At 65.9% G+C, this 21,494-nt stretch carries 16 protein-coding genes and 2 tRNA genes; 13 read left to right on the top strand and 5 right to left on the bottom strand.

Annotated features, from left to right (window positions below; all coding sequences use genetic code 11):
• Positions 1 to 96 precede the first annotated feature (96 nt).
• From ACZ1II_RS13745 to ACZ1II_RS13735, 3 genes are all read left to right on the top strand, one after another.
• On the top strand, positions 97 to 1,110 hold the full coding sequence (locus ACZ1II_RS13745; RefSeq protein ID WP_465146940.1) for a polysaccharide deacetylase family protein: 1,014 nt from the start codon (positions 97 to 99) through the stop codon (positions 1,108 to 1,110).
• Positions 1,111 to 1,156: 46 nt separating this feature from the next.
• A tRNA-Ile gene (locus ACZ1II_RS13740) sits at positions 1,157 to 1,232 on the top strand.
• Between the two features lie 49 nt (positions 1,233 to 1,281).
• Positions 1,282 to 1,358, top strand: a tRNA-Pro gene (locus tag ACZ1II_RS13735).
• Positions 1,359 to 1,392: 34 nt separating this feature from the next.
• On the opposite strand, the gene ACZ1II_RS13730 is transcribed toward ACZ1II_RS13735, so the two are convergent.
• Genes ACZ1II_RS13730 through ACZ1II_RS13720 form a run of 3 tightly spaced genes read right to left on the bottom strand, consistent with a single transcriptional unit; the run spans position 1,393 to position 4,558 of the window.
• Positions 1,393 to 2,067, bottom strand: coding sequence for a TadE/TadG family type IV pilus assembly protein (locus ACZ1II_RS13730; RefSeq protein WP_465146939.1), 675 nt, complete (start codon positions 2,065 to 2,067; stop codon positions 1,393 to 1,395).
• Positions 2,064 to 2,657 (bottom strand): TadE/TadG family type IV pilus assembly protein, encoded by a 594-nt coding sequence (locus ACZ1II_RS13725; RefSeq protein WP_465146938.1) that lies wholly within the window; start codon positions 2,655 to 2,657, stop codon positions 2,064 to 2,066. Before ACZ1II_RS13725 ends, ACZ1II_RS13730 begins: the two co-directional genes overlap by 4 nt.
• Positions 2,657 to 4,558 (bottom strand): vWA domain-containing protein, encoded by a 1,902-nt coding sequence (locus ACZ1II_RS13720; RefSeq protein WP_465146937.1) that lies wholly within the window; start codon positions 4,556 to 4,558, stop codon positions 2,657 to 2,659. The genes ACZ1II_RS13725 and ACZ1II_RS13720 overlap by 1 nt, the downstream gene beginning before the upstream one ends.
• A gap of 243 nt (positions 4,559 to 4,801) precedes the next feature.
• On the opposite strand from ACZ1II_RS13720, the gene ACZ1II_RS13715 reads away from it, so the two are divergent.
• From ACZ1II_RS13715 to ACZ1II_RS13685, 7 genes are all read left to right on the top strand, one after another.
• Positions 4,802 to 7,912, top strand: a complete 3,111-nt coding sequence (locus ACZ1II_RS13715) for a hybrid sensor histidine kinase/response regulator (RefSeq protein ID WP_465146936.1) — start codon at positions 4,802 to 4,804, stop codon at positions 7,910 to 7,912.
• Complete coding sequence (locus ACZ1II_RS13710) at positions 7,909 to 8,781, top strand: CheR family methyltransferase (protein WP_465146935.1); 873 nt, start codon at positions 7,909 to 7,911, stop codon at positions 8,779 to 8,781. Before ACZ1II_RS13715 ends, ACZ1II_RS13710 begins: the two co-directional genes overlap by 4 nt.
• Positions 8,771 to 10,579, top strand: coding sequence for a response regulator (locus tag ACZ1II_RS13705; protein ID WP_465146934.1), 1,809 nt, complete (start codon positions 8,771 to 8,773; stop codon positions 10,577 to 10,579). Before ACZ1II_RS13710 ends, ACZ1II_RS13705 begins: the two co-directional genes overlap by 11 nt.
• Positions 10,580 to 10,670: 91 nt before the next feature.
• The gene (locus ACZ1II_RS13700; RefSeq protein WP_465146933.1) at positions 10,671 to 10,820 is read left to right on the top strand and encodes a hypothetical protein; all 150 of its coding nucleotides are present in this window, start codon (positions 10,671 to 10,673) and stop codon (positions 10,818 to 10,820) included.
• A 53-nt stretch (positions 10,821 to 10,873) separates the two neighbouring features.
• Entirely contained in the window at positions 10,874 to 11,350 is a 477-nt protein-coding gene (locus ACZ1II_RS13695) for a low molecular weight protein-tyrosine-phosphatase (protein ID WP_465146932.1), read from the top strand.
• A 161-nt stretch (positions 11,351 to 11,511) separates the two neighbouring features.
• Positions 11,512 to 12,294, top strand: coding sequence for a phosphoribosylaminoimidazolesuccinocarboxamide synthase (purC, locus tag ACZ1II_RS13690; RefSeq protein WP_147220107.1), 783 nt, complete (start codon positions 11,512 to 11,514; stop codon positions 12,292 to 12,294).
• 138 nt (positions 12,295 to 12,432) lie between these two features.
• Positions 12,433 to 15,273, top strand: coding sequence for a M16 family metallopeptidase (locus ACZ1II_RS13685; RefSeq protein WP_465146931.1), 2,841 nt, complete (start codon positions 12,433 to 12,435; stop codon positions 15,271 to 15,273).
• 218 nt (positions 15,274 to 15,491) lie between these two features.
• Here ACZ1II_RS13685 and ACZ1II_RS13680 read toward each other — a convergent pair whose 3' ends face one another.
• Entirely contained in the window at positions 15,492 to 16,178 is a 687-nt protein-coding gene (locus tag ACZ1II_RS13680; RefSeq protein WP_465146930.1) for an HAD-IA family hydrolase, read from the bottom strand.
• Between the two features lie 59 nt (positions 16,179 to 16,237).
• Here ACZ1II_RS13680 and glmU point away from each other — a divergent pair, with 59 nt between their 5' ends.
• The gene (glmU, locus tag ACZ1II_RS13675) at positions 16,238 to 17,608 is read left to right on the top strand and encodes a bifunctional UDP-N-acetylglucosamine diphosphorylase/glucosamine-1-phosphate N-acetyltransferase GlmU (protein WP_465146929.1); all 1,371 of its coding nucleotides are present in this window, start codon (positions 16,238 to 16,240) and stop codon (positions 17,606 to 17,608) included.
• A gap of 69 nt (positions 17,609 to 17,677) precedes the next feature.
• Here the strand turns inward: glmU and ACZ1II_RS13670 are convergent, their stop codons facing one another.
• On the bottom strand, positions 17,678 to 18,340 hold the full coding sequence (locus tag ACZ1II_RS13670; protein WP_465146928.1) for a tetratricopeptide repeat protein: 663 nt from the start codon (positions 18,338 to 18,340) through the stop codon (positions 17,678 to 17,680).
• Between the two features lie 253 nt (positions 18,341 to 18,593).
• Between ACZ1II_RS13670 and ACZ1II_RS13665 the strand changes: the two genes are divergently transcribed.
• Both ACZ1II_RS13665 and glmS read left to right on the top strand, forming a co-directional pair.
• A complete protein-coding gene (locus ACZ1II_RS13665; RefSeq protein ID WP_465146927.1) occupies positions 18,594 to 19,442 on the top strand; it encodes a TIGR00266 family protein in 849 nt (282 codons plus the stop codon).
• A 131-nt stretch (positions 19,443 to 19,573) separates the two neighbouring features.
• Complete coding sequence (gene glmS / locus ACZ1II_RS13660; protein ID WP_465146926.1) at positions 19,574 to 21,397, top strand: glutamine--fructose-6-phosphate transaminase (isomerizing); 1,824 nt, start codon at positions 19,574 to 19,576, stop codon at positions 21,395 to 21,397.
• Positions 21,398 to 21,494: the final 97 nt, after the last annotated feature.

Here is a 21,494-nt window from a genome sequence, read left to right as displayed (position 1 = left end):
CACTTTACCGCTAGGCCATTCCTGTCACATCATCCGTCCATGTCGCCGCCCTGTCGGATGCGACCCGATAAGGGGCCGATCGAGGAAATGTCAGTGTTGCCGGGGCCAAACCTCCTCCTCCCGCCCAGTCCGGATGCCCTTGCCCACTTCGGCAAGGATTTCGGCCAGCGCTTCATCGTCACCGTCGACACCGAGGAGGAGTTCGACTGGAACGCGCCGCTGAACCGCGAAGGCCACAGCACCCGCACGATCCCCGCCCTGCGCATGTTCCAGGAATTCTGCGAGAGCTTCGGCATCGTGCCGATCTACCTCGTGGACTATCCGGTCGCCGATTCCGAGATAGCGGTGGAGGCCATCGGCGAGGCGGTCTCGGCCGGACGCGCCGAAGTCGGCGTCCAGCTCCACCCCTGGGTCAACCCGCCGTTCGACGAGGCGGTGAACGAGTTCAACTCCTTCGCGGGCAATCTCCCCTTCGAACTGGAGCGCGAGAAGTTCGCCAGGCTCCACGCCCGGATCGTGGAGGCCTTCGGCACCGCGCCGCTGATCTACCGCGCCGGTCGTTACGGCCTCGGCCCCCGCACCGCCGATATTCTCACCGAATTCGGCATCGCCATCGACACTTCGGTCCGCGCGCGGTTCGACTACAGCGCCTCGGGCGGCCCCAACTATCGCCAGCACCCCTTGCAGCCCTATCGGGCGGGCGACTTGCTCGAACTGCCGCTAACGACGGTATATTGGGGGCCGCTGCGCCAGCTCGGCAATACGATCTATCCGGCCCTGTGGCGCGCCCCGCGACTGCGTGGCGCCCTCGCCCGCGCCGGCCTGCTGGAGCGCATTCCGCTCACGCCCGAAGGCGTGACCGTGGAGGAAGCCCTGCGCGGCGTCGATGTCGCGATCGACCAGGGCCTGCCGGTGCTGGTGTTCTCGTTCCACAGCCCTTCGCTGGTGCCCGGCTACACCCCTTACGTCCGCGCGCCCCACGATCTCGACGCGCTTTACGACTGGTGGCGCACGCTTTTTTCCCATTTGCACCGCCGCGGTGTAAAACCCAGCCATGTTACCGACATCATCTCCAGTCTGGCCCTTGCACAGAACGAATTGCCGGGCTAACGCGCAATCCGCCCGGCGTCGTCGATGAAGCCGGGCGCGGCAGTTGGGGCCTGTAGCTCAGCGGTTAGAGCTGGCCGCTCATAACGGCTAGGTCGCGGGTTCGAATCCTGCCGGGCCCACCAACGGCCCCGAAGCGAAGGCTTCGGAAATTATCATCGACACCCGAAGGGTCGGGGAGTGGCGCAGCCCGGTAGCGCGCTTGCTTTGGGAGCAAGATGTCGCAGGTTCGAATCCTGTCTCCCCGACCATTTCTTCAAAATTTGCAAACGCTTAGCGCACCGCTCAGGTGCAGAGCGACTTCCCGTTTCCGCCAGTGACACCGCCTGTCGTGCCGGTGGGATTGAGCGAGCGGTTGTCGCGGATGATGAAGGCCGCTTCCTGCCTGAACTCAGCATCCTTTACGAACATCGTGCCGAACAGCGGCTGGTAGCGATAATAGACTTCCACATACATCACCGCCGAATTGGCGACCGGATGGATCTTCGCCCCGGTCTTGCCCATGCCGTTCAGCAGGTTGCCGGTCTTGCCGGTCCCAGCCACACCGTAGGACGAGGCGCGTGCCAGGCTGCCGCGGCAGCGCTGCCAGTGGATGTACTCGCGGCTGGTCGAGGGATCGACTTCGAGGCTGGAAAGGATGATACGTCCATTATCGACGAAGTTGAAGCTCGCACCTTCCGACAGCGCGCCCCACATGACCGAATCGACGTCCGTCTCCTTCACCGTCGGCGCGACGGCGGTGTTGTCCGTCTGGCCGAGGCGCGAGGCATTGTCCGCCACCGAGGTGGCGATCTCGCCGACCTGCATGTTGACCATCGCCATGTAGGCCACTTCGGTGCCGTACATGCCCAGCGTCAGCAGGATCGGCAGGACAAGCGCGAACTCGATGACCGAAACGCCGCTGCGATCGGCGCGCAGGCGCTGCGCTTCCCTGCGGATAGACGAAAGCGGCGCGATCACTTGCAGGTCCCCGCCGCCGAGCCATATTCGGTCTGGAGCGCGAAAGGCTGGTTCTTCTTCACCGCCGTGGCCGTAAGCGTGCGCGTGGCATTGCGATCGGTCAGGCCGGGCACGGGAAACAGCGGCTTGTAGGTCGCGCTCACTTTATAGACGACGATGTCGTTGGCGCCGCCGTTGCCGCTCTTGCCGATATCGGCGTCCCACTGGCCGTTGCCGTTTTCGTCGGTATAGGCCTCGCCATTGTCGCAGCGGCCGTTGTTGTTCTTGTCGGCCCAGACTTCCGGCCGGGCGATATCGGTGAAGTCGTAATAGCTGGAGCGCGAGAATTCGACCTCTGCCCCCGGCGCGACGCCTTGCACCGCCTCGCGCACATAGGCGTCACCCGTTGCAGTGTCGGCCGTTTCCAGCGTGGCATTGCGCGCCACCTGCTGCACTGCGCCCTGAAGCACGGAGCGAACATAGGCAGTGTGCCCGAGATCGAAGATGCCCATCAGCAGCAGCAGGAACACCGGCGCGATCAACGCGAACTCCACCACGGTCACGCCGGATGGGTCCTCCGCAATCCGGCGCAGGGACAGTCCCTTCCTCATTACTGGGTGATCCTCAACTCGCCCACTTGCTTGGCGATTTCCTGGAAGGCGCTGTCGAGTTCGCTCGAATTGCTGGCCAGATAGGAGCTTTCGTCGGAAGCGCAGGCCTTGAGATCATCGGATAGCTTCGAGGTGAAAGCGATCACCCAGACCCGGATGCCCTTGGCCTTCACCGCCTCGCAGACCGCGCGGAAGCGCTGGGTGTGCCGGGCGTCTTCCTGCGACTTGGAACCGTTGCTGGTGACCTTGCGGTCCCACCATTCCATGCCCCAGGCCTGCGGCACGTAGTTGGCAGTATCCATCTCGCCGTCGGTCATGAAGATGATGTGGCGCGATACTTCGCCGCCGTTGGCCGGCTTCAGATTGACGTTGCTCTGGAAGATGCCATCCGGCGAGAGCATGCGCCCGCCCCAGATCATGCCGATGTCGAGGTACGTGCCGCCCACGGCGGTCAGCGAATCCGCATAGGCATTGAAGTTGTCCTGGCTCATTTCCTCCAGCCCTTGCGCCTTCACCGGGCAATAAGTGCCTGCCGAGGCGCCGGTCTTGGAGTCCGCCAGCGTGTAGTCGCTCGAACTCGAACCCGCGCGGCGATAGGAAATCTCCGGCCAGAGCGGCGCCCACTTGGTCTTGTCGTCGGCACCGGGCGCAGAATCGATGTCGATGTCCAGCGCGCCCGAAGGCGAGATGCCGGTCACGCTGGAGTAGCTGAAGGTGTCGCTGTTGACCGTGCCGCGCTCGATGATGCAGCCCGACCAGGAGGTCGACTGGGCCGTGCCGTTATCGCCCGTGTAGGTCGTGGTCGAGGCGAAAGTCTTGAACAGGCTCGTGGGGCGGCTGGCCGCCGTATAATTCCATTCGATGAAATCGGACTTCGTCGTCGGTGCATCCACCCACTTCGACTTCGTATAGGTCGTCGTCGTATTGCCGTTCGACGTCTCGGTTCCGGAATAGACGTAATAGCTGGAGCGGTACTCCCGGCACTCATAGACCGTCCGGGTGACCGGCTGCGTGACCTTTACGGTGATCGTATCGCCCGACGTGGTCGTCGTCAGACTGGACGAGCCATTGTTACTGTAGCTGCCCGAAGCCGGTAGCGCCTTGTTGCAATTGCTCTGACTGTACCCCGTGTTGCCCCGGCGCCAGTTTGACGTGGAGACGTCCTGGTAGCTGGTCGATCCGGTCGATTTCGTGCCGCTGGAATAGTCGACGATCCGCGCGACCCGCGTCTGGTACGTAAAGCTGTCCACGATGTAATTCGGGCTCAACCCGGTCAGCAACCTGCCGACATTCACCGTCGAACTGTAGGGCACGAACCCGTAGCGCACCCGCGCATTGGTTTCCTTGGTCGCGGTGTTCACGGTCTTGTAGAAGTTCTTCACTGCCGAGCGCAGCGCGGCGATGCGGGTGGTCTTGTCGAGCGAACTCGCCATCGAACCCGTCGTGTCCAGCACCAGCATGACGTCAGCGTTGCCCATGCCCATCGAAGACGTGCAGCTTACCGCCACCGAGAAACTGTCGAAACCGAACAGGCGCATGATCAGCGTGTTGACGGTCGTGGTGGCCGCGCCCTTCACCGTCTGCCCGTCATCCTCGGATTCCGCGTTGAATACGGTGCCGGAGGTTTCCTGCGAAGCGTCGTCGAAATTGGTCGCGAAGTAGGCGTCCGCGGCATCTTCGGACTTCTTGTCGAAGCCTTCGGTCGTCACCGTCCGGCGACCGGCCAGCACGGCGGAGTCGCAAGCCGACTGCAACTGGTTCTCCGCCTTGTAGCGACGACTGAGATCGACAGCCGCCCCCACGATCAGCGCGGCCACCAGCATGCCCACCGCCGCCATCGGCAGCACGGCACCGGCACGGTCCGCGATCAGGTTCGAATGAGCTTTCAGGAAGTGACGCATCGCGCGAACCGTCTTTCAACAGGAAACGTAGTGGAATCGGAGCGTTTCTAAGGGAAACTGCTTAATGAAACCCTCAAGCCACCGTGCCTCTCGCCGGGGGTTTCCAGGGGAACATGCAATTTTGCGTAATCTGACGGGAACCGAAGCCTTCCCAAGGCGTTGAACACCTCGATCCGGGGACCGCGCCGAAGTTTGGGGGAAGCGCGGCCCACCTGCAGCCGGCCGTTCTCCTTGAGAATCATAATGTCGCCCAGCAAGGCCTTCAGTCCTCACGTCCAGCTTGCGCTCGTCATCATCATCGTCCTGGGGCTTGCCCTCCTGATCGACGCGACCATCCCGCTCGGCAGCGGGGTCAGCGTGCTCTACTTGCTGCCAACGGTGATCGCCTTCGTTGCGCGCCGCCCGATCACGCCGCTGCTCACAGCGATCCTCGGCATCGGCTGCGCGGTGGCGGCCTATCTGATAGCGCCGCAGGGGCTGGGCCTGGATGTGGCGGTGACAAACCGCGCGCTCTCGGGGGCAACCAACCTGCTGCTGGCGGGGATCGGCTTCGTGCTGATCCGCTACCGCAATGCCAATCGCCACCAGCAGTGGCTGCGCGAGAGCGAGGCCGACCTCGCCCGCGCCACCGCGGGCAGTCTCTCGCTGGGCGAACTGGGGAGCCGCACCCTCGCCTTCCTGGCCGAGCGTTTCGGCGCTGTCGCCGGGGCGATCTATGTGAAGAACGACAGCGCCTTCGGCAAAGTCGCCACTTACGGCGTGCCCGCCGGCGCCGCCCTGCCCGATGCCATCGCGCCGGGCGAAAGCCTGCTGGGTGAAGTGATCCGCCACGGCCGCACCGCCACGATCGAGCAGATTCCGGCAGGCTACCTCGCCTTCGGCACCGCGCTCGGACAGGCCAGCCCGGCGCGGCTGGTGCTCGGCGCCACCAAGGTCGACGGCACCGTCAACGCCGTGCTCGAACTCGGCTTCGTGAATGCGCCGGACGCGCGCGCCGAGGACCTCGCCGCCTTCCTCGACATCGTCGGCGGCTCGCTGGGCGTAACGCTTCGCTCGGCCAAGTACCGCGCCCGGCTGGAGCACCTGCTGTCCGAAACCCAGCAGCAGGCCGAGGAACTCCAGAACCAGAGCGAGGAACTGCGCGCCACCAACGACGAACTGGAAGCCCAGAGCAAGCTCCTGCTCCAATCGCAGGGCCAGCTGGAGGAACAGCAGGCGGACCTCGAACGCAGCAATTCGCAGCTGGAGGAACAGGCCCAGTCGCTCGAAGCCCAGCGCGACGAACTGACCCGTTCGCAGGCACGCCTGCGCAGCCAGGCCGACGAACTCGCACAGGCCAGCCGCTACAAGTCCGAATTCCTCGCCAACATGAGCCACGAACTGCGCACCCCGCTCAATTCGCTGCTCATCATGGCGCGCCTGCTGGCCGACAACCGCCACGGCAATCTCTCGGGCGAACAGGTCCGCTATGCCGAGACCATCGAGTCCTCGGGCAACGACCTGCTGACGCTCATCAACGACGTGCTCGATATCTCGAAGATCGAGGCGGGCCGTCTCGAACTCGAACCCCACCGGGTGCCGGTGAGCGCCCTGCTCGGCAAGCTGGAGAACACTTTCGGCGCCGCCGCTTCCGGCAAGGGGCTGTCGCTGACGATGGCCGCCGCCGAGGGCGTCGGCGAGATCGAGACCGATCCCCTGCGGCTGGAGCAGGTGCTCAAGAACTTCCTCTCGAACGCGGTCAAGTTCACCGCGCAAGGCGAAGTCTCGCTGACGGTCGCGCCCACGGCGCCGGGCCGCCTCGCCTTTGCCGTCCGCGATACCGGCCCCGGCATTCCCGCCGACCAGCAGGACGCGATCTTCGAGGCCTTCCGCCAGGCCGACGGCGGCATTGCCCGCAAGTACGGCGGCACCGGCCTCGGCCTGTCGATCTCGCGCGAGCTGGCCCATCTGCTCGGCGGCACGATCACGGTCGCCAGCACGCCGGGCCAGGGCAGCACGTTCACGCTCGAACTGCCGGTGGCCTTCAAGCCGGGCGACGCCGCCAGCACCCCGCTGATCCCCACTCGCTCCACCCCGACGCCAACCCCAGCGGCCAGCGCGACCACCGCCCCGCTCAGCCGCCGCGCGCCGGTGCCGCAGGACGACCGCGAGACGCTCTCGGGCGATTCCCGCGTGATCCTGATCGTCGAGGACGACCCCGCCTTCGCCCGCATCCTCTGCGACCTCGCCCACGAAGTCGGCTTCGAGTGCCTGATCGCGGGCACCGCAGACGAAGGCGCCCTGCTCGCCCGGCAATACCTGCCGCAGGCAGTGATCCTCGACATGCACTTGCCCGACCACACCGGGCTTTCGGTGCTCGACCGCATCAAGCGCGACACCCGCACCCGCCATATCCCGGTCCACATCGTCTCCGCCGACCACGACGACAATGCCGCGCTGGCCAGCGGCGCGGTCGGCTATCTGTTCAAGCCGGTCAGCCGCGACACCCTCGTCAACATGCTCGAAGGCCTCGAAGCGCGGATGGACCAGCGCCTGCGCCGAGTGCTGGTGGTCGAGGACGACCCCCGCCAGGCCGAGGCGATCCACCTCCTACTCGCCTCGCGCGATGTCGAGACGGTGGACGTCCAGAGCGCCGCCGACTGCCTCGCCCGCCTCGGCGAGGAGACCTTCGACTGCATGGTGCTGGACCTCAACCTGCCCGACATGTCCGGCCTCGACCTGCTCGAACGCCTCTCGCACGACGAGAGCGTCGGCTTCCCCCCGGTGATCGTCTACACCGGCCGCGAACTTTCCGAAGAGGAAGAGATGCGGCTGCGGCGCTATTCGAAGTCGATCATCGTCAAGGGCGCCAAGAGCCCCGAACGCCTGCTCGACGAAGTGACCCTGTTCCTCCACCAGGTCGTCTCCGAACTGCCGGACGAGAAGCAGCAACTGCTCGCCCGCGCACTCGGCCGCGATGCCGCGCTGGAAGGCCGCCAGATCCTGGTGGTCGAGGACGACATCCGCAACATCTACGCCCTCACTTCGGTACTCGAACCGCACGGCGTCCAGGTTCGCATCGCCCGGAACGGCATCGAGGCGCTGAACGAACTGGCCCGCACCGCCGACAGTGACGGCTCCGCCATCGACCTCGTCCTGATGGACGTGATGATGCCCGAGATGGACGGCCTCACCTGCACCCGCGAGATTCGCATGCAGTCCCAGTGGCAGAACCTGCCGATCATCGCCCTCACCGCCAAGGCCATGGAGCGCGACCACCGCGAATGCCTGGAGGCGGGCGCCAACGACTACCTGTCGAAGCCGCTCGACGTCGACAAGCTGCTCAGCCTCGTGCGCGTCTGGATGCCCCGATGAGGCCCATCGCAAGACGCGCCGCCGAGGCGGTGGAGGATATCGAGGTCGATCTTCTCGTCGAGGCGATCTGGCGGCGCTACCAGTACGATTTCCGCGACTATTCCCGCGCCTCGCTGCTGCGGCGGCTCCAGCGCGCGCAGTCGCATTTCGGCTATCCGCACCTCTCCAGCCTGCTCGACCGCATTCTCCACGATCCCGATAGCTTGAACGTCCTGATCGGCTTCCTGACCATCCAGGTCAGCGAGATGTTCCGCGATCCCGAATACTTCCGCACGATCCGCGAACAGGTGATCCCGCACTTGCGCACCTGGCCCTCGATCAAGGTCTGGGTGGCAGGCTGCGCCAATGGCGAGGAATTCTACTCGCTCGCCATCCTGTTCCGCGAGGAAGGGCTGGAAGAGCGCACCTTGTTCTACTGCACCGACATCAACCCCGCCGCTTTGGTGAAAGCCGAGGCGGGGGTCTACGAGATCGAGCGCATCGCCGGTTTCTCGCGCAACTATATCGAGGCAGGCGGCAAGGCCTCGCTGGCGGACTACTACACCGCCAACTACGGCGTCGCCCGCTTCGATCCCAGCTTGCGTCGCCGCGCGGTCTTCGCCGACCACAATCTCGCCAGCGACGCGGTGTTTTCCGAGGTCCAGCTGGTCTCCAGCCGCAATGTGCTGATCTACTTCGACCGCACCCTGCAGGACCGCGCACTCGGCCTCTTCGCCCAGTCGCTGCCCCCCGGCGGCTTCCTCGGCCTCGGTTCGAAGGAGACCGTGCACTTCTCCGCCGAGGGCGAGAGCTTCGCCGATTTCGCGCCGCTCGAAAAGATCTGGCGCCGCACGACCCACAACGTCCAGGAGCACGCCCTTGCTGAATGAGCCGCTCAAGATCCTGGCCGTCGACGATATCCGGGAGAACCTGCTCGTCCTCGAAGCCGCGCTGGACCAACCCGGCGTCGAACTCGTCACCGTCTCCTCCGGCTACGAGGCGCTGGAGGCGATGCTCCGCCACGATTTCGCGCTGGCCCTGCTCGACGTGATGATGCCCGAGATGGACGGCTTCGAACTGGCCGAACTGATGCGCGGCACCGAGCGCACCCGCGCCGTGCCGATCATCTTCCTCACCGCGCTCGCCACCGACGAGCGCCGCCGTTTCCGCGGCTACGAGGCAGGCGCGGTGGACTATCTGCTCAAGCCGCTCGACATGGTGGAACTGAATTCCAAGGTCGCGGTCTTCGTCGAACTGGCCCGCCAGCGCCGCGAGATCGCCCGCCAGCGCGACGAACTCGGTCTGGCGCTGGGCCGTCTGCGCGCGCACGGCGACAATTCGCCGCTGGCCGTGCTGGAGATCGACGCGAACCTGCGGATCGTCAGCTGGTATCGCAGCGCCGAGCGCGAAATCGGCTTTTCCGCGCAGGACGTGCTCGGCCTCAAGGTCGAGGATGCCCCGTTCCTCGCCCCTGCCGACCGCCCCGGCGTGGTCGAGGGCATGCGCGCACTGCTCGGCGGTGAGGATCGCCGGGAAACCCAGGTCCACCGCTTCCTGCGCGCGGGCGGCGCCTTGCGCGAGGGCGAATGGTACTGTTCCTCGCTGGCCGGAACCGGTTCGCGCGGGGCGAGCGTGATGATCGAGCTGCTCGACGTCACCGAACGCCACCGCGCCGAGGAAACCCAGCGCCTGTTGATCGGCGAACTCAACCACCGCGTGAAGAACACGCTGGCGACGGTTCAGGCCATTGCCTCGCAGGGCTTCCGCCATGCGCGCTCCGCCGAGGATTTCCAGCAGTCGTTCAGCGGCCGCCTCCAGTCGCTCGCCCGCGCCCATTCGCTGCTGAGCGCCACGACATGGGAACCCGCCGGTCTGCGCAGCCTCATCGCCGAGCAGGTCGCCATCGGCGCGGTCAGCGAGGAACGGTTGCGGCTGTCGGGACCGGATGTGGACCTGCCGCCCGAACTGGCGCTGCGCTTCTCGCTGATCCTCCACGAACTGGCGACCAATGCCCACAAGTACGGCGCCTTCTCGAACGAGACCGGCACCGTCGCGCTCGACTGGTCGCTGACGCGGGAAGTGCTTTCGCTGACCTGGACCGAACAGGGCGGCCCGCCGGTCCAGCCGCCCGAGCGGCGCGGCTTCGGCTCCACCCTGATCGAGAGCAGCATGAGCGCCGACGGCGCCCGCATCAGCGCCGAATATGCGCCCACCGGCGTCCGCTGGCACCTCGCCCTGCCGCTGGGCGAGGATGCTGCGCCCGAACCCGCCGCTCCCATCGAAACGAAGGCCCCGCCCGCGCCCGCTCCCACGCAATCCCGGACGCTCAAGGTCCTGATCGTCGAGGACGAGCCGCTGGTCGCCATGGAACTGATGATGGAGATCGAGGATTCGGGCGCGATTGCCATCGGCCCGGCCACTTCCTGCGAACAGGCCCTCGCCATGATCCGCGCGGCCGCGCCCGACCTCGCCCTGCTCGACGGGAATCTCAACGGCGAGCGTATCGACAGCGTGGCCGACGAACTGGCCTCGCGCGCCACGCCCTTCGCTTTCGTCAGCGGCTACGACCGCCAGCACCTGCCCGGCCGCCACAACCAGCGGCCGATGCTGGGCAAGCCGTTCCTCGGCCGCGACGTCGGCGCGATCGTTCGCCAGCTGGCCGAGGAAGTCGCCGCTCCGGCAGGCTGACTGGCGTGGTGGAGATCGGTTAAGGAAACTTTCAGGCGGAAAAGCGGTTTATTTCCCAAGAAACGAACCGAGGAAAAGGACCCTTCCGCCCATGGCCCTGACCCAGGACAGCACGTATCGCTCGAAGCGCATCTGGACCCCGCGCCCGCCGCAGGACCCCGGCCTGCGCCGCCGCTTCCACGGCCCGATCCAGCCGATGGACCAGCCCACCCTGATCGAGCGCCTGTTCGGCCACCGCTGAGCAGGATCGAAATCCGTTTGGAAATCCCCGCCACCCGGCGCTAGGTCGGGTCCATGCCCGAAACCGCATCCATCCTGTTCGTCTGCCTCGGCAATATCTGCCGCTCCCCGCTGGCCGAAGCCGCCCTGCGCCACGAAGCCGAGACGGAGGGGCTGGACATAGAGGTCGATTCGGCAGGCACCGGCTCCTGGCACATCGGCAAAGGCCCCGACCCGCGCTCCTGCACCGAAGCGCTGCGCCACGGCATCGACATCTCCGCCTATCGCGCCCGTCAGGTCACGCCCAAGGACTTCGACCGATTCGACCGCATCGTCGCGCTTGATGCGAGCAATCTCGCGAACTTGCGCCGGATCGCCCCTGCCAGGCACAAGGCCCGCCTCTCGCTGCTGCTCGATCACGTTCCCGGTCTCGAAGGACAGGACGTGGACGATCCCTATTACGGCGGCCCCGAGGGATTCGAGACGACATGGGCGCAAGTCAGCGCCGCCGCCCGCAATCTCGCGGCGGAACTCGCGCCGAAGCGGGGCTGACGGTCCGCCTGACGTTCGGCCTGATGTTCTGGACGCCGCAAGCGCCGTTTGCTTTTGCCCCTGCTTCCATTATATGCCCGCTCGAACGCCCCGGCCCAAGGTCCAAGCGACTATAGACGGTCCGGGGCTTGCTCTTTTACAGTTTCGAAGGACGAACACGCATGTCCCGTCGCCGCCAGATCTACGAGGGCAAGGCCAAGATCCTCTACGAAGGCCCCGAACCCGGCACCCTGATCCAGTACTTCAAGGACGACGCCACTGCGTTCAACGCGCAGAAGAAGGGCACGATCCAGGGCAAGGGCGTGATCAACAACCGCATCAGCGAGTACGTGTTCACGCGCCTCAACCACATCGGCGTGCCCAACCACTTCATCCGCCGCCTCAACATGCGCGAGCAGCTGGTCCGCCAGGTCGAGATCATCCCGATCGAGGTCGTGGTGCGCAACGTGGCCGCCGGTTCGATCTCGAAGCGCCTCGGCATCCCCGAGGGTGAGCCGCTGCCGCACACGCTGATCGAATACTACTACAAGGACGACGCGCTGGGCGATCCGATGATCGCCGAAGAGCACATCGCCGCCTTCGGCTGGGCCACCAATGAAGAGATGCAGGACATCTCGGCGATGGCGATCCGCGTGAACGACTTCATGGCGGGCATGTTCGCCGCGATCAACATCCGCCTCGTCGACTTCAAGCTCGAATTCGGCCGCATCTGGGACGGCGACTACAGCCGCGTGATCCTGGCGGACGAAATCAGCCCCGACGGCTGCCGCCTGTGGGACATGAACACCGGCGAAAAGCTGGACAAGGACCGCTTCCGCCGCGACCTCGGTGGTGAGGAGGAAGCCTACCAGGAAGTCGCCCGCCGCCTCGGCCTGCTGCAGGACGACAACGGCCCGAGCGAAGTCCTCGACCTGTCGAAGCACCGCAAGCTGCGCGGCAAGTAAGCCCAAGCAGTCATGCACGAGAAGGCCCGGCCACCGCGAGGTGCGCCGGGCCTTCTTGCCTCCGGAGCGGGCGAATTGCGGCACCGGACGACACCGCTCCCTCTTGTTATCAGCGGCTTGCTGCGCCACTTTCGCGCCATGCGAACAGCTCTCCTTGCCGCGCTTCTCCTTTCCGCGCCGCTGCCGGTCCTCGCCCGCGAAGCCGCATCCAAAGTCCCCGATACCAGCTGGGCCTTCGAAAAGAGCGACATCCCGCTCGACCCGGATTTCCGGTTCGGCCGCCTCCCGAGCGGCATGCGCTACGTGATCCGCCATAATGCGACGCCCGCCGGGACCGGCGTGGTGCGCATGGAAGTCGCCGCCGGTTCGCTCGACGAAAGCGACGCCGAACAGGGCTATGCCCACTTCGTCGAGCACATGGCCTTCAACGGCAGCAAGCGCGTGCCCGAAGGCCAGATGATCCCGCTGCTCGAACGCGACGGCCTCGCCTTCGGCGCCGACACCAATGCCTCGACCAATTTCGAGCGCACCGTCTACAAGCTCGACCTGCCGCGCAATGACGCCAAACTGCTCGACACCGCGCTCATGCTGATGCGCGAGACCGCGAGCGAGCTGACCATCTCCCAGGGGGCGATCGACCGCGAGCGCGGCGTGATCCTCTCGGAAATGCGCGACCGCAACACTTTCGGCCTGCGCAACGCCATCGATTCGACGCGGTTCTTCTACCCGCAGGCCCTCTATGGCAGCCGCTTCCCGATCGGCACCGTCGCCACGCTCAATGCCGCCGATGCGCAGAAGCTCCGGGCCTTCTACGAGCGCGAATATGTGCCCGCCCATGTCACGCTGGTCGTCATCGGCGATTTCGACGCCGCCGCAGTCGAAGCGGACATCAAACGCCACTTCGCCGACTGGACCGGCAATGCAGCCGAGCCCCAGCCCGATCCCGGCCCGGTCGATGCGAAAGACCGCAACCGCACCGGCATATGGATCGATCCGGCGCTATCCGAACGCGTCGTCATTCAGCGCAACGGCGCCTGGATGGACGAACCGGACAGCGTGGCCCAGCGTCAGGAAGGCCTGCTCCGCTCGGTCGGCTATGCGATCATCAACCGCCGCCTCCAGCGCCTCTCCCGCAATGCCGAGCCGCCGTTCCGCGGTGCGGGCTTCGGCACCGGCGACGTCTTCGAGACCGCCCGCTCCACCCGCCTCATCATCGACAGCGTGGACGGCAAATGGGCGGACGGCCTTGCCGCCACCGCCCGCGAATATCGCCGCGCCCTCGCCCACGGCTTCACCGCCGCCGAGATCGCCGAACAGCTCGCCCAGCTGCGCACCTCGCTGGTCAACGCCGCCGGTTCGGCCAATACCCGCAGCAACGCGACCTTGGCCGCCATCGCCCTCGCCCTCGTGGACGACCGCCTCGTCCCCACCACGCCGGCGTCCGCGCTCGAACGGTTCGAAGCCTTCGCCCCCACAATCACCCCCAAGGCCGTGCTCGCCGCCCTCAAGCGCGAGGCGCTGGCGCTCGACAAGCCGCTGATCCGCTTCGAAGGCCGCAAGGCGCCCGAAGGCGGCGAACAGGCGATCCGCACCGCCTGGCAACGCGCCACCCGCGGCCCGGTCCCGCGCGAGGACACACAGGCGCTGGCCGCCTTCGCCTATACCGATTTCGGCACCCCCGGCACCGTCGTCAGCGACACCCACGACCCGATCCTCGGCATCCGCGAAATCCGCTTCGCCAACGGCGTCATGCTGAACCTCAAGCCGACCGAGCTGGAAAAGGACCGCATTCGCGTCAGCCTCTCCATCGACGGCGGCGACCGCCTCGACACCCGCGACAATCCGCTCGCCACCGACATGGTGAACTGGCTCGACAAGGGCGGCCTCGGCAAGCACAGCCGCGACGACCTCGACACCATCATGTCCGGCCACACGCTCGGCTTCGGCCTCTCCAACGCGGCCTCCAGCTTCGACGCCCAGACCGCCACCACGCCGCGCGACCTCGAACTGCAACTCCAGCTGATGACCGCGCTCATGACCGACCCCGGCTATCGCTCCGAAGGCGAAGTCCAGTACCGCCAGCAGGTCAACAACAGCTTCGCCCAACTCCGCGCGACACCCGCCTCGTCGCTCGGCGCCGACCTCGGCGGCATCGTCTCGGACAACGATCCCCGCTTCAGCCTCCAGTCGGTCGAAGCCTACCGCCACCTGACTTACGCGAAACTCAAGCAGGACATTTCCGACCGCCTCGCCCACGGCGCCGTGGAAATAGGCCTCGTCGGCGATTTCGACGAGGACAAGGCCATTGCCATGGTGGCCCGGACGCTGGGCGCCCTCCCCACGCGCGAAACCGCCTTCCGCCCCTACCACGACCAGCCCCCGCGCACCTTCACCGCCGACCGCAGCCCCCGCATCCTGCGCCACACCGGCGCCGCCGACCAGGCGCTGCTGCGGCTCACCTGGCCGACCCGCGACGATTCGGACGCACTCGACACGCTCCGGCTCGAACTGCTGGAACGGGTCGTGCGCATCGAACTGACCGACAGCCTGCGCGAAGCCCTCGGCAAGGCCTACTCGCCCTCCGCCGGAAGCGCGCTCTCGCACTACTGGAAAGGCTACGGCACCTTCTCGATCAACGCCTCGGTCGACGTGGCCGACGTGGCCGCCAGCCGCGAGGCCATCGCCAAAGTCGTGCGCGAACTGGGCACGGCGCCCGTCAGCGATGACGTGCTGCAACGCGCTCGCGCGCCGCTGGCGGAAGCCTTCCAGAACGCACTCAAGGGCAACGCAGGCTGGCTCTCGCTGGTCGACCGCGCACAGACGCAGGCGGACCGGATCGAACGCTTCAGCAAGGCCCGCGAACGGTTGATGACGCTAACCCCCGCCGACGTTCAGGCGATGGCGCAGCGCTATCTTGATCCGGCTAAGGGGCTGGAAGTGCTGGTTTTGCCGGAGGGGGTGGAAGTTTCGAAGAAGTAAGGGAAAAGCAGGAGAGCCCTTCGGCGAAGCTCAGGATAAACATAGCCCCCCTGCACCCCCAATATCGTCTAGGTTACGCGGGCCAACTCCGTTACGCGCCCATGGCTGCGTCGGGAGACTTATTGGCTGCGCCGCAGGGAGCGCGCGACGGATAGGCAGCGCGCGACGTAGACATTCCGAGGGTCTGGGGGATCATCCCCCAGGACTTCCTCTTAACTTCAAACCGCTCCCGCCCCGATCGACTCAAGGGTTGGAATCAGCTCATCGAAGTGATCGATCACCGCCGTAGCGCCAAGTTCCAGCGGCGGGCGATCGTTGAAGCCGAAGCTCACCGCAACGCAAGGAATCCCCGCCGCCGCCGCTGCGTCGGTATCGTAAGTGGTGTCGCCGACGAAGGCAGCACGACCGCCTCCGGCCCGCTCCAGCATCAGTTCGATGAGGTCAGGCTTCGGCTTGGCCCGGCCCGGTCCGAGCGTATCGCCGCCGATCACCGTGAAGAAGTGGTGCGAGAGGCCCATCTCCGCGAAGATCTTCACCGCGAGCCGTTCCAGCTTGTTGGTCACGACGGCGATCTTCACCCCGCGTGCCGCGAGGCCCTGGAGCATCGCCTCGCCGCTCGGATAGAGCTTCGTTTCCACGGCGATATGGTCGCTGTAGAAGTCGATCAGCGCGAGGTGCAATTCGTTCAGCCGCTCGTCCGAGACAGAGCCGCCGGTGACGTCCAGTCCCTTGGCCAGCATCTTCTTCGCACCGCCGCCGACGAGGTCGCGCACCGCGTTTCTCGGGATCGGCGGGCGCCCCTCCAGCGAGAGGGCGTGGTTGAGCGCAACGCCCAGATCGCCGAGCGAATCCAGCAGGGTTCCGTCCAGGTCGAAACCGACGATGTCGAAGGGAAAATCTGTCATCCTCTTCTCAGTGGCTTCCCGCGGTGGAAACCGCAACAATTTGCTGGCAAGTGATGCACATGGTCGAACATTCCACGCCTCTCGCTATCGTCGTCCTCGCCGCAGGCAAGGGCACCCGCATGAAGAGTGACCTGCACAAGGTCCTCCACCCCATAGCCGGTCGCCCGATGCTGGAGCACCTGCTGGAAAGTGCAGCCGCGCTGGCGCCGGAGCGGCAGGTCGTGGTGGCCGGGCATGGCCGCGAGCAGCTGGAGAAAGCCCTCGGCAGCCGCGCTGCGATCGCCGTGCAGGAGCCGCAGCTGGGCACCGGCCATGCGGTGCAGCAGGCGGAAGCCGCGCTTTCCGGATTCGCGGGCGACGTGCTGATTCTCTACGGCGACGTGCCGTTCGTCGGCACCGACACGATGCGCGCGATGATCGAGCGGCTTCATGCCGACGATTCGCCTGCGGTGGTCGTGCTCGGGTTCGAGCCGGAGGACCCGCTCCAGTATGGCCGCGTGCTCGCCCACGATGACGGGCGCATCGCGATGATGGTCGAATACAAGGATGCCACCGAGGAACAGCGCGCCTGCCGCCTGTGCAATTCCGGGTTGATGGCGGTGAAGTCGGCGGACCTGTTCGACCTGCTCGCCCGCGTCGGCAACGACAATGCGCAGGGCGAATATTACCTCGTCGATATCGTCAACGTGGCGACGCTCGAGGGGCGGCCCTGCGCGGTGATCGTCACGCCCGATCCGGACGAAGTGGGCGGCATCAACAGCCGCGGCGAACTGGCCGAGGCCGAGGCCCGCTGGCAGGCCAAGCGCCGCGTGGCGGCGATGGCCGACGGCGTGACACTGATCGCGCCCGAAACCGTGTTCTTCGCCTGGGATACGAAGCTGGGCCGCGATGTCACCATCGAACCGAACGTCGTCTTCGCGCCGGGCGTCACCGTGGCGGACGGCGTAGTCATCCACGCCTTCTCGCATCTTGAGGGCGCGACGCTGGAAAGCGGCGTCACCGTCGGCCCCTATGCCCGCCTGCGCCCCGGCGCCGTGCTGCGCAAGGGATCGAAAGTCGGCAACTTCGTCGAAGTGAAGAACGCGGAACTGGGCGAAGGTGCCAAGGCCAATCACCTCACGTACGTCGGTGACGCAACGGTCGGCGCGAAGGCCAATCTCGGCGCGGGCACGATCACCTGCAATTACGACGGCTACTTCAAGCACCGCACGGTGATCGGCGAGCGTGCCTTCATCGGCTCGAACAGTGCCCTCGTCGCGCCGGTGAAGATCGGCGCGGACGCCATCGTTGCCGCGGGCAGCACCGTCACCCGCGACGTGGCCGATGGCGAACTTCGCCTCGTGCGCGGCGAACAGCTGGTCAAGCCCGGCTGGGCCGACCGCTTCCACGATGCGATGAAAAAGAAAAAGGCCGAAAAGTCGGCCAAATGATACGAAAACGGGCGGTCCTCACGGACCGCCCATCCTCCCTGACGAACTTATCCGATCAGGTCTGACGAATCAGGCGCCGATGGCCTGCTTCTGCGCGATGAAGTCCAGTTCGGTCTTCGCACCCTGATTGCTCGGATCATAGTCCAGCGACTGGCGGAACAGCTTCTCCGCTTCGTCGAGCCGACCCATCTCGATCCGGGTATAGCCCATGCCGCGCAGCGCCCGCGCCGCGACTTTGGCATCCTCGCCCGAAGTGCTCTTGTCGACGATCGCCCAGGCATGGGCGAAGAGGTCGTAGGAGCGCTGCCATTCCCGGCGGGACTTGAACAGTTCGGCATATTCGTTGGCGAAATGCGCATTGTCCGGCGCGAGTTCGGTGGCGCGGCGCAGTTCGGCCTCGGCAAGGTCGCCCCGGCCGAGATCGACGAGCGCATAGCCTTTGCCGAAATGCGCGTCGCAAACGGCACTGCTGACCGCCACCGCCTTGCCCGCGGCAACCGGCGCCGCGGCGGCATCCGACTGGCAGAGGCGCGGGCGGGCATCGCCGCCCAAAGCCTGTTCGCTCGCGAGAATCACCGAATCGAACATCTTCACCGCCTGCGCAGGCTTGCCGGCCCGAATCAGTGCGAATCCCTTGCTCACATCGTTGCGGCTATCGACATGGAGCGCGGTGTTCACCACTGCGGCACTCCCGCCGATGTCGCGCGCGAAAGCAGGTCCAGAGCAAGCCACGCCTAAACAAGCGACTGGGGCCAGCCCGATAAAAGCAAATGAAACCGACCTCTTGGTGAAGTTCATCGGTGTTATCCTCTCCAGGAACACCGATCACGCCCCAGTCGTGACCCCATAGGGTATTTGCCGGGCGATTTTCGTCGGAACAGTGTTCGTCGAAACAGATAGACTATCCGACAGGCGCAATTTGACAAGAACTTTCACGAATCCCAGATAGCGGGCAACCGATCTTTCCTGCCTGCCGGAGTTTCCCATGTCGAACAGTCCCTGGAGCCACAGCCGCAATTCCGCCATCGCCGACGATGTCGATTTCGAGATCAAGGGCGCGGAACTCCAGTTCGTCGAGATCGAGCTGGACCCCGGCGAAAGCGCCGTGGCGGAAGCCGGCGCGATGGTGTGGAAAGATTCCTCCATCGCCATGTCCACCGTGTTCGGCGACGGTTCCGAGCAGCAGGGCGGCGGCTTCATGGGCAAGCTGCTGGGCGCGGGCAAGCGCCTCGTCACCGGCGAGAGCCTGTTCACCACGGTCTTCACCCATGAGGGTCGCGGCAAGGCGCGAGTCGCCTTTTCCGCCCCGATCCCCGGCTCGATCGTGCCGATCAAGCTCGACGAGGTGGACGGCCGCCTGATCTGCCAGAAGGACGCCTTCCTCTGCGCCGCGCGCGGTGTTTCCATCGGCGTGCACTTCCAGCAGAAGATCATGACCGGCCTGTTCGGCGGCGAAGGCTTCATCATGCAGCGCCTGGAAGGCGACGGCTGGGTCTTCGTGCAGATGGGCGGCACCGTGATCGAAAAGACGCTGGCACCGGGTGAGGAACTCCACATCGACACCGGCTGCGTCGCCGCCTTCACGTCGGGCATCGACTTCGACGTGGTGCGCGCAGGCTCGGTCAAGTCGATGATCTTCGGCGGCGAAGGCGTGTTCTTCGCCCGCCTGCGCGGTCCCGGAAAGGTCTGGATCCAGTCGCTGCCCTTCTCGCGCCTCGCGGGACGGATGATGGCCGCCGCCGTGCCTTACGGCGGGCAGAACCGCGGCGAGAGCACCCTGCTCGGCCTCGGCGCGGTGAGCGGCATCGGCGCCCTGCTCAGCGGCGACGACTGAGAGAGGGATTACCTCTCAAGTCCTACCACTTTGCACACATTACCAAGCCTTCATGGTGGCGCCACCAAACGCCAACCATTATCGGTGTAACGGCAAGGCAAATTCCGTCTCGAACAAGGTACTTCAAGCGCATGTGTGGAATCATCGGCATCGTCGGCAAGGAACAGGTCGCGGATCGGCTCGTCGACGGCCTGCGCCGCATGGAATATCGCGGCTATGACAGCGCGGGCGTCTGCACGGTCGAGAACGGCCAGCTGATCCGCCGGCGCGCGCAGGGCAAGCTGATCAACCTCGTGAACGAACTCGCGCGCGATACCGCGCCGGGCCTGATCGGCATCGCCCACACGCGCTGGGCCACGCACGGCGCCCCCACCGCCGCCAATGCCCACCCACATGCGACCGAGCACCTCGCGCTGGTCCACAACGGCATCATCGAGAACTTCAAGCCGCTGCGCGAAGCCCTCGAATCGCGCGGCCGCACTTTCGAGAGCCAGACCGATACCGAAGTGGTCGCCCACCTCGTTTCGGAGCAGGTCGAGGCCGGGCTGTCGCCGGAAGAGGCGGTGAAGGTTGCCCTCCCCCAATTGCGCGGCGCCTTTGCCCTCGCCATCGCCTTCCGCCAGCACCCGGACCTGCTGATCGGCGCCCGCCTCGGCTCGCCGCTGGTCGTCGGCTATGGCGAGGACGAGACCTACCTCGGCTCGGACGCGCTTGCCCTCGCCCCGCTGACGCAGCGCATCTCCTACCTTGAGGAAGGCGACTGGGTGGTCATCACCCGCGAAGGCGCGCGGATCTTCGATGCCGACAACAACCCGGTGGAGCGCGAGATCGTCTCCTCCGGCGCCTCGGCGGTCGCCATCGAGAAGGGCAACTACCGCCACTTCATGCAGAAGGAGATCTTCGAGCAGCCGACCGTGGTGGCGCAGACCCTGCGCAGCTACATCCACCAGGTGGACCAGTCGGTCGCCCTGCCGCAGATCGATTTCGACCTCTCGGCGATCAAGCGCATCACCATCGTCGCCTGCGGCACCAGCTTCTACGCGGGCATGGTCGCAAAGTACTGGATCGAGACGTTCGCCCGCCTGCCGGTCGACATCGATGTGGCGTCCGAGTTCCGCTACCGCGATCCCGTTCTGGAGCCGGGCGGCCTTGCCCTGTTCATCTCGCAATCGGGCGAGACGGCGGACACACTGGCCGCGCTGAAGCACTGCAAGGCGGCCGGGCAGACCATCGCCGTCGTCGTCAACGTGCCCACCAGCACGATGGCGCGCGAGGCGGACCTGCTGCTGCCGACCCATGCCGGACCGGAAATCGGCGTCGCCTCCACCAAGGCCTTCTCGTGCCAGCTAGCCGTGCTGGCAGCGCTCGCCGCCCATCTCGCGGTCAAGCGCGGACGGATGGACCGGGCCGAGGAAACCGAAGTCGTCCAGCACCTGTTGCAAACCCCCGCCAGTCTCAACGCCGCGCTCGCGTTCGACGAAGAGATCGCCGCCATGGCACACCTCATCGCCCCTGCCCGCGACGTGCTCTATCTCGGGCGCGGTCCGGATTATCCGCTGGCCCTTGAAGGCGCGCTGAAACTGAAGGAAATCAGCTACATCCACGCCGAGGGCTATGCCTCCGGCGAGATGAAGCACGGCCCCATCGCGCTCATCGACGAGGCGGTGCCGGTGATCGTCCTCGCCCCTTCCGGCCCGCTGTTCGAGAAGACCGTCAGCAACATGCAGGAAGTGCGCGCGCGCGGCGGCAAGGTCGTGCTGATTTCCGACGCCGAAGGCATTGCCGAAGCGGGAGAAGGCTGCATCGCCACGATCGAGATGCCGCGCGTCCACCCGCTGATCGCGCCGCTGGTCTATGCCGTGCCGGTACAGCTCCTGGCCTATCACGTCGCCTGCGTGAAGGGCACCGACGTCGACCAGCCGCGCAACCTCGCAAAGAGCGTCACCGTCGAATAGCACCGTATCGGCGGTTTTCTTCCGTCGCAGGGGTGTTTCCTCCCATCGCGGAAATGCCCTATGGTTTACCGGGCGATAACCCTTCGCTCGGTAAGCC

This window comes from Novosphingobium sp. BL-S-20 (genome assembly GCF_055521635.1).
This window is presented reverse-complemented; position numbering and strand designations above follow the sequence as displayed.

Bases quoted from the DNA above. Each gene is read 5' to 3' on its own strand.
- ACZ1II_RS13715 (WP_465146936.1), top strand. From the start codon at position 4,802: ATGTCGCCCAGCAAGGCCTTCAGTCCTCACGTCCAGCTTGCGCTCGTC.
- ACZ1II_RS13725 (WP_465146938.1), bottom strand. From the start codon at position 2,657: ATGAGGAAGGGACTGTCCCTGCGCCGGATTGCGGAGGACCCATCCGGC.
- glmS (WP_465146926.1), top strand. From the start codon at position 19,574: ATGTGTGGAATCATCGGCATCGTCGGCAAGGAACAGGTCGCGGATCGG.
- ACZ1II_RS13710 (WP_465146935.1), top strand. From the start codon at position 7,909: ATGAGGCCCATCGCAAGACGCGCCGCCGAGGCGGTGGAGGATATCGAG.
- purC (WP_147220107.1), top strand. From the start codon at position 11,512: ATGTCCCGTCGCCGCCAGATCTACGAGGGCAAGGCCAAGATCCTCTAC.
- ACZ1II_RS13680 (WP_465146930.1), bottom strand. From the start codon at position 16,178: ATGACAGATTTTCCCTTCGACATCGTCGGTTTCGACCTGGACGGAACC.
- ACZ1II_RS13665 (WP_465146927.1), top strand. From the start codon at position 18,594: ATGTCGAACAGTCCCTGGAGCCACAGCCGCAATTCCGCCATCGCCGAC.
- ACZ1II_RS13700 (WP_465146933.1), top strand. From the start codon at position 10,671: ATGGCCCTGACCCAGGACAGCACGTATCGCTCGAAGCGCATCTGGACC.
- ACZ1II_RS13695 (WP_465146932.1), top strand. From the start codon at position 10,874: ATGCCCGAAACCGCATCCATCCTGTTCGTCTGCCTCGGCAATATCTGC.
- ACZ1II_RS13685 (WP_465146931.1), top strand. From the start codon at position 12,433: ATGCGAACAGCTCTCCTTGCCGCGCTTCTCCTTTCCGCGCCGCTGCCG.
- glmU (WP_465146929.1), top strand. From the start codon at position 16,238: ATGGTCGAACATTCCACGCCTCTCGCTATCGTCGTCCTCGCCGCAGGC.
- ACZ1II_RS13720 (WP_465146937.1), bottom strand. From the start codon at position 4,558: ATGCGTCACTTCCTGAAAGCTCATTCGAACCTGATCGCGGACCGTGCC.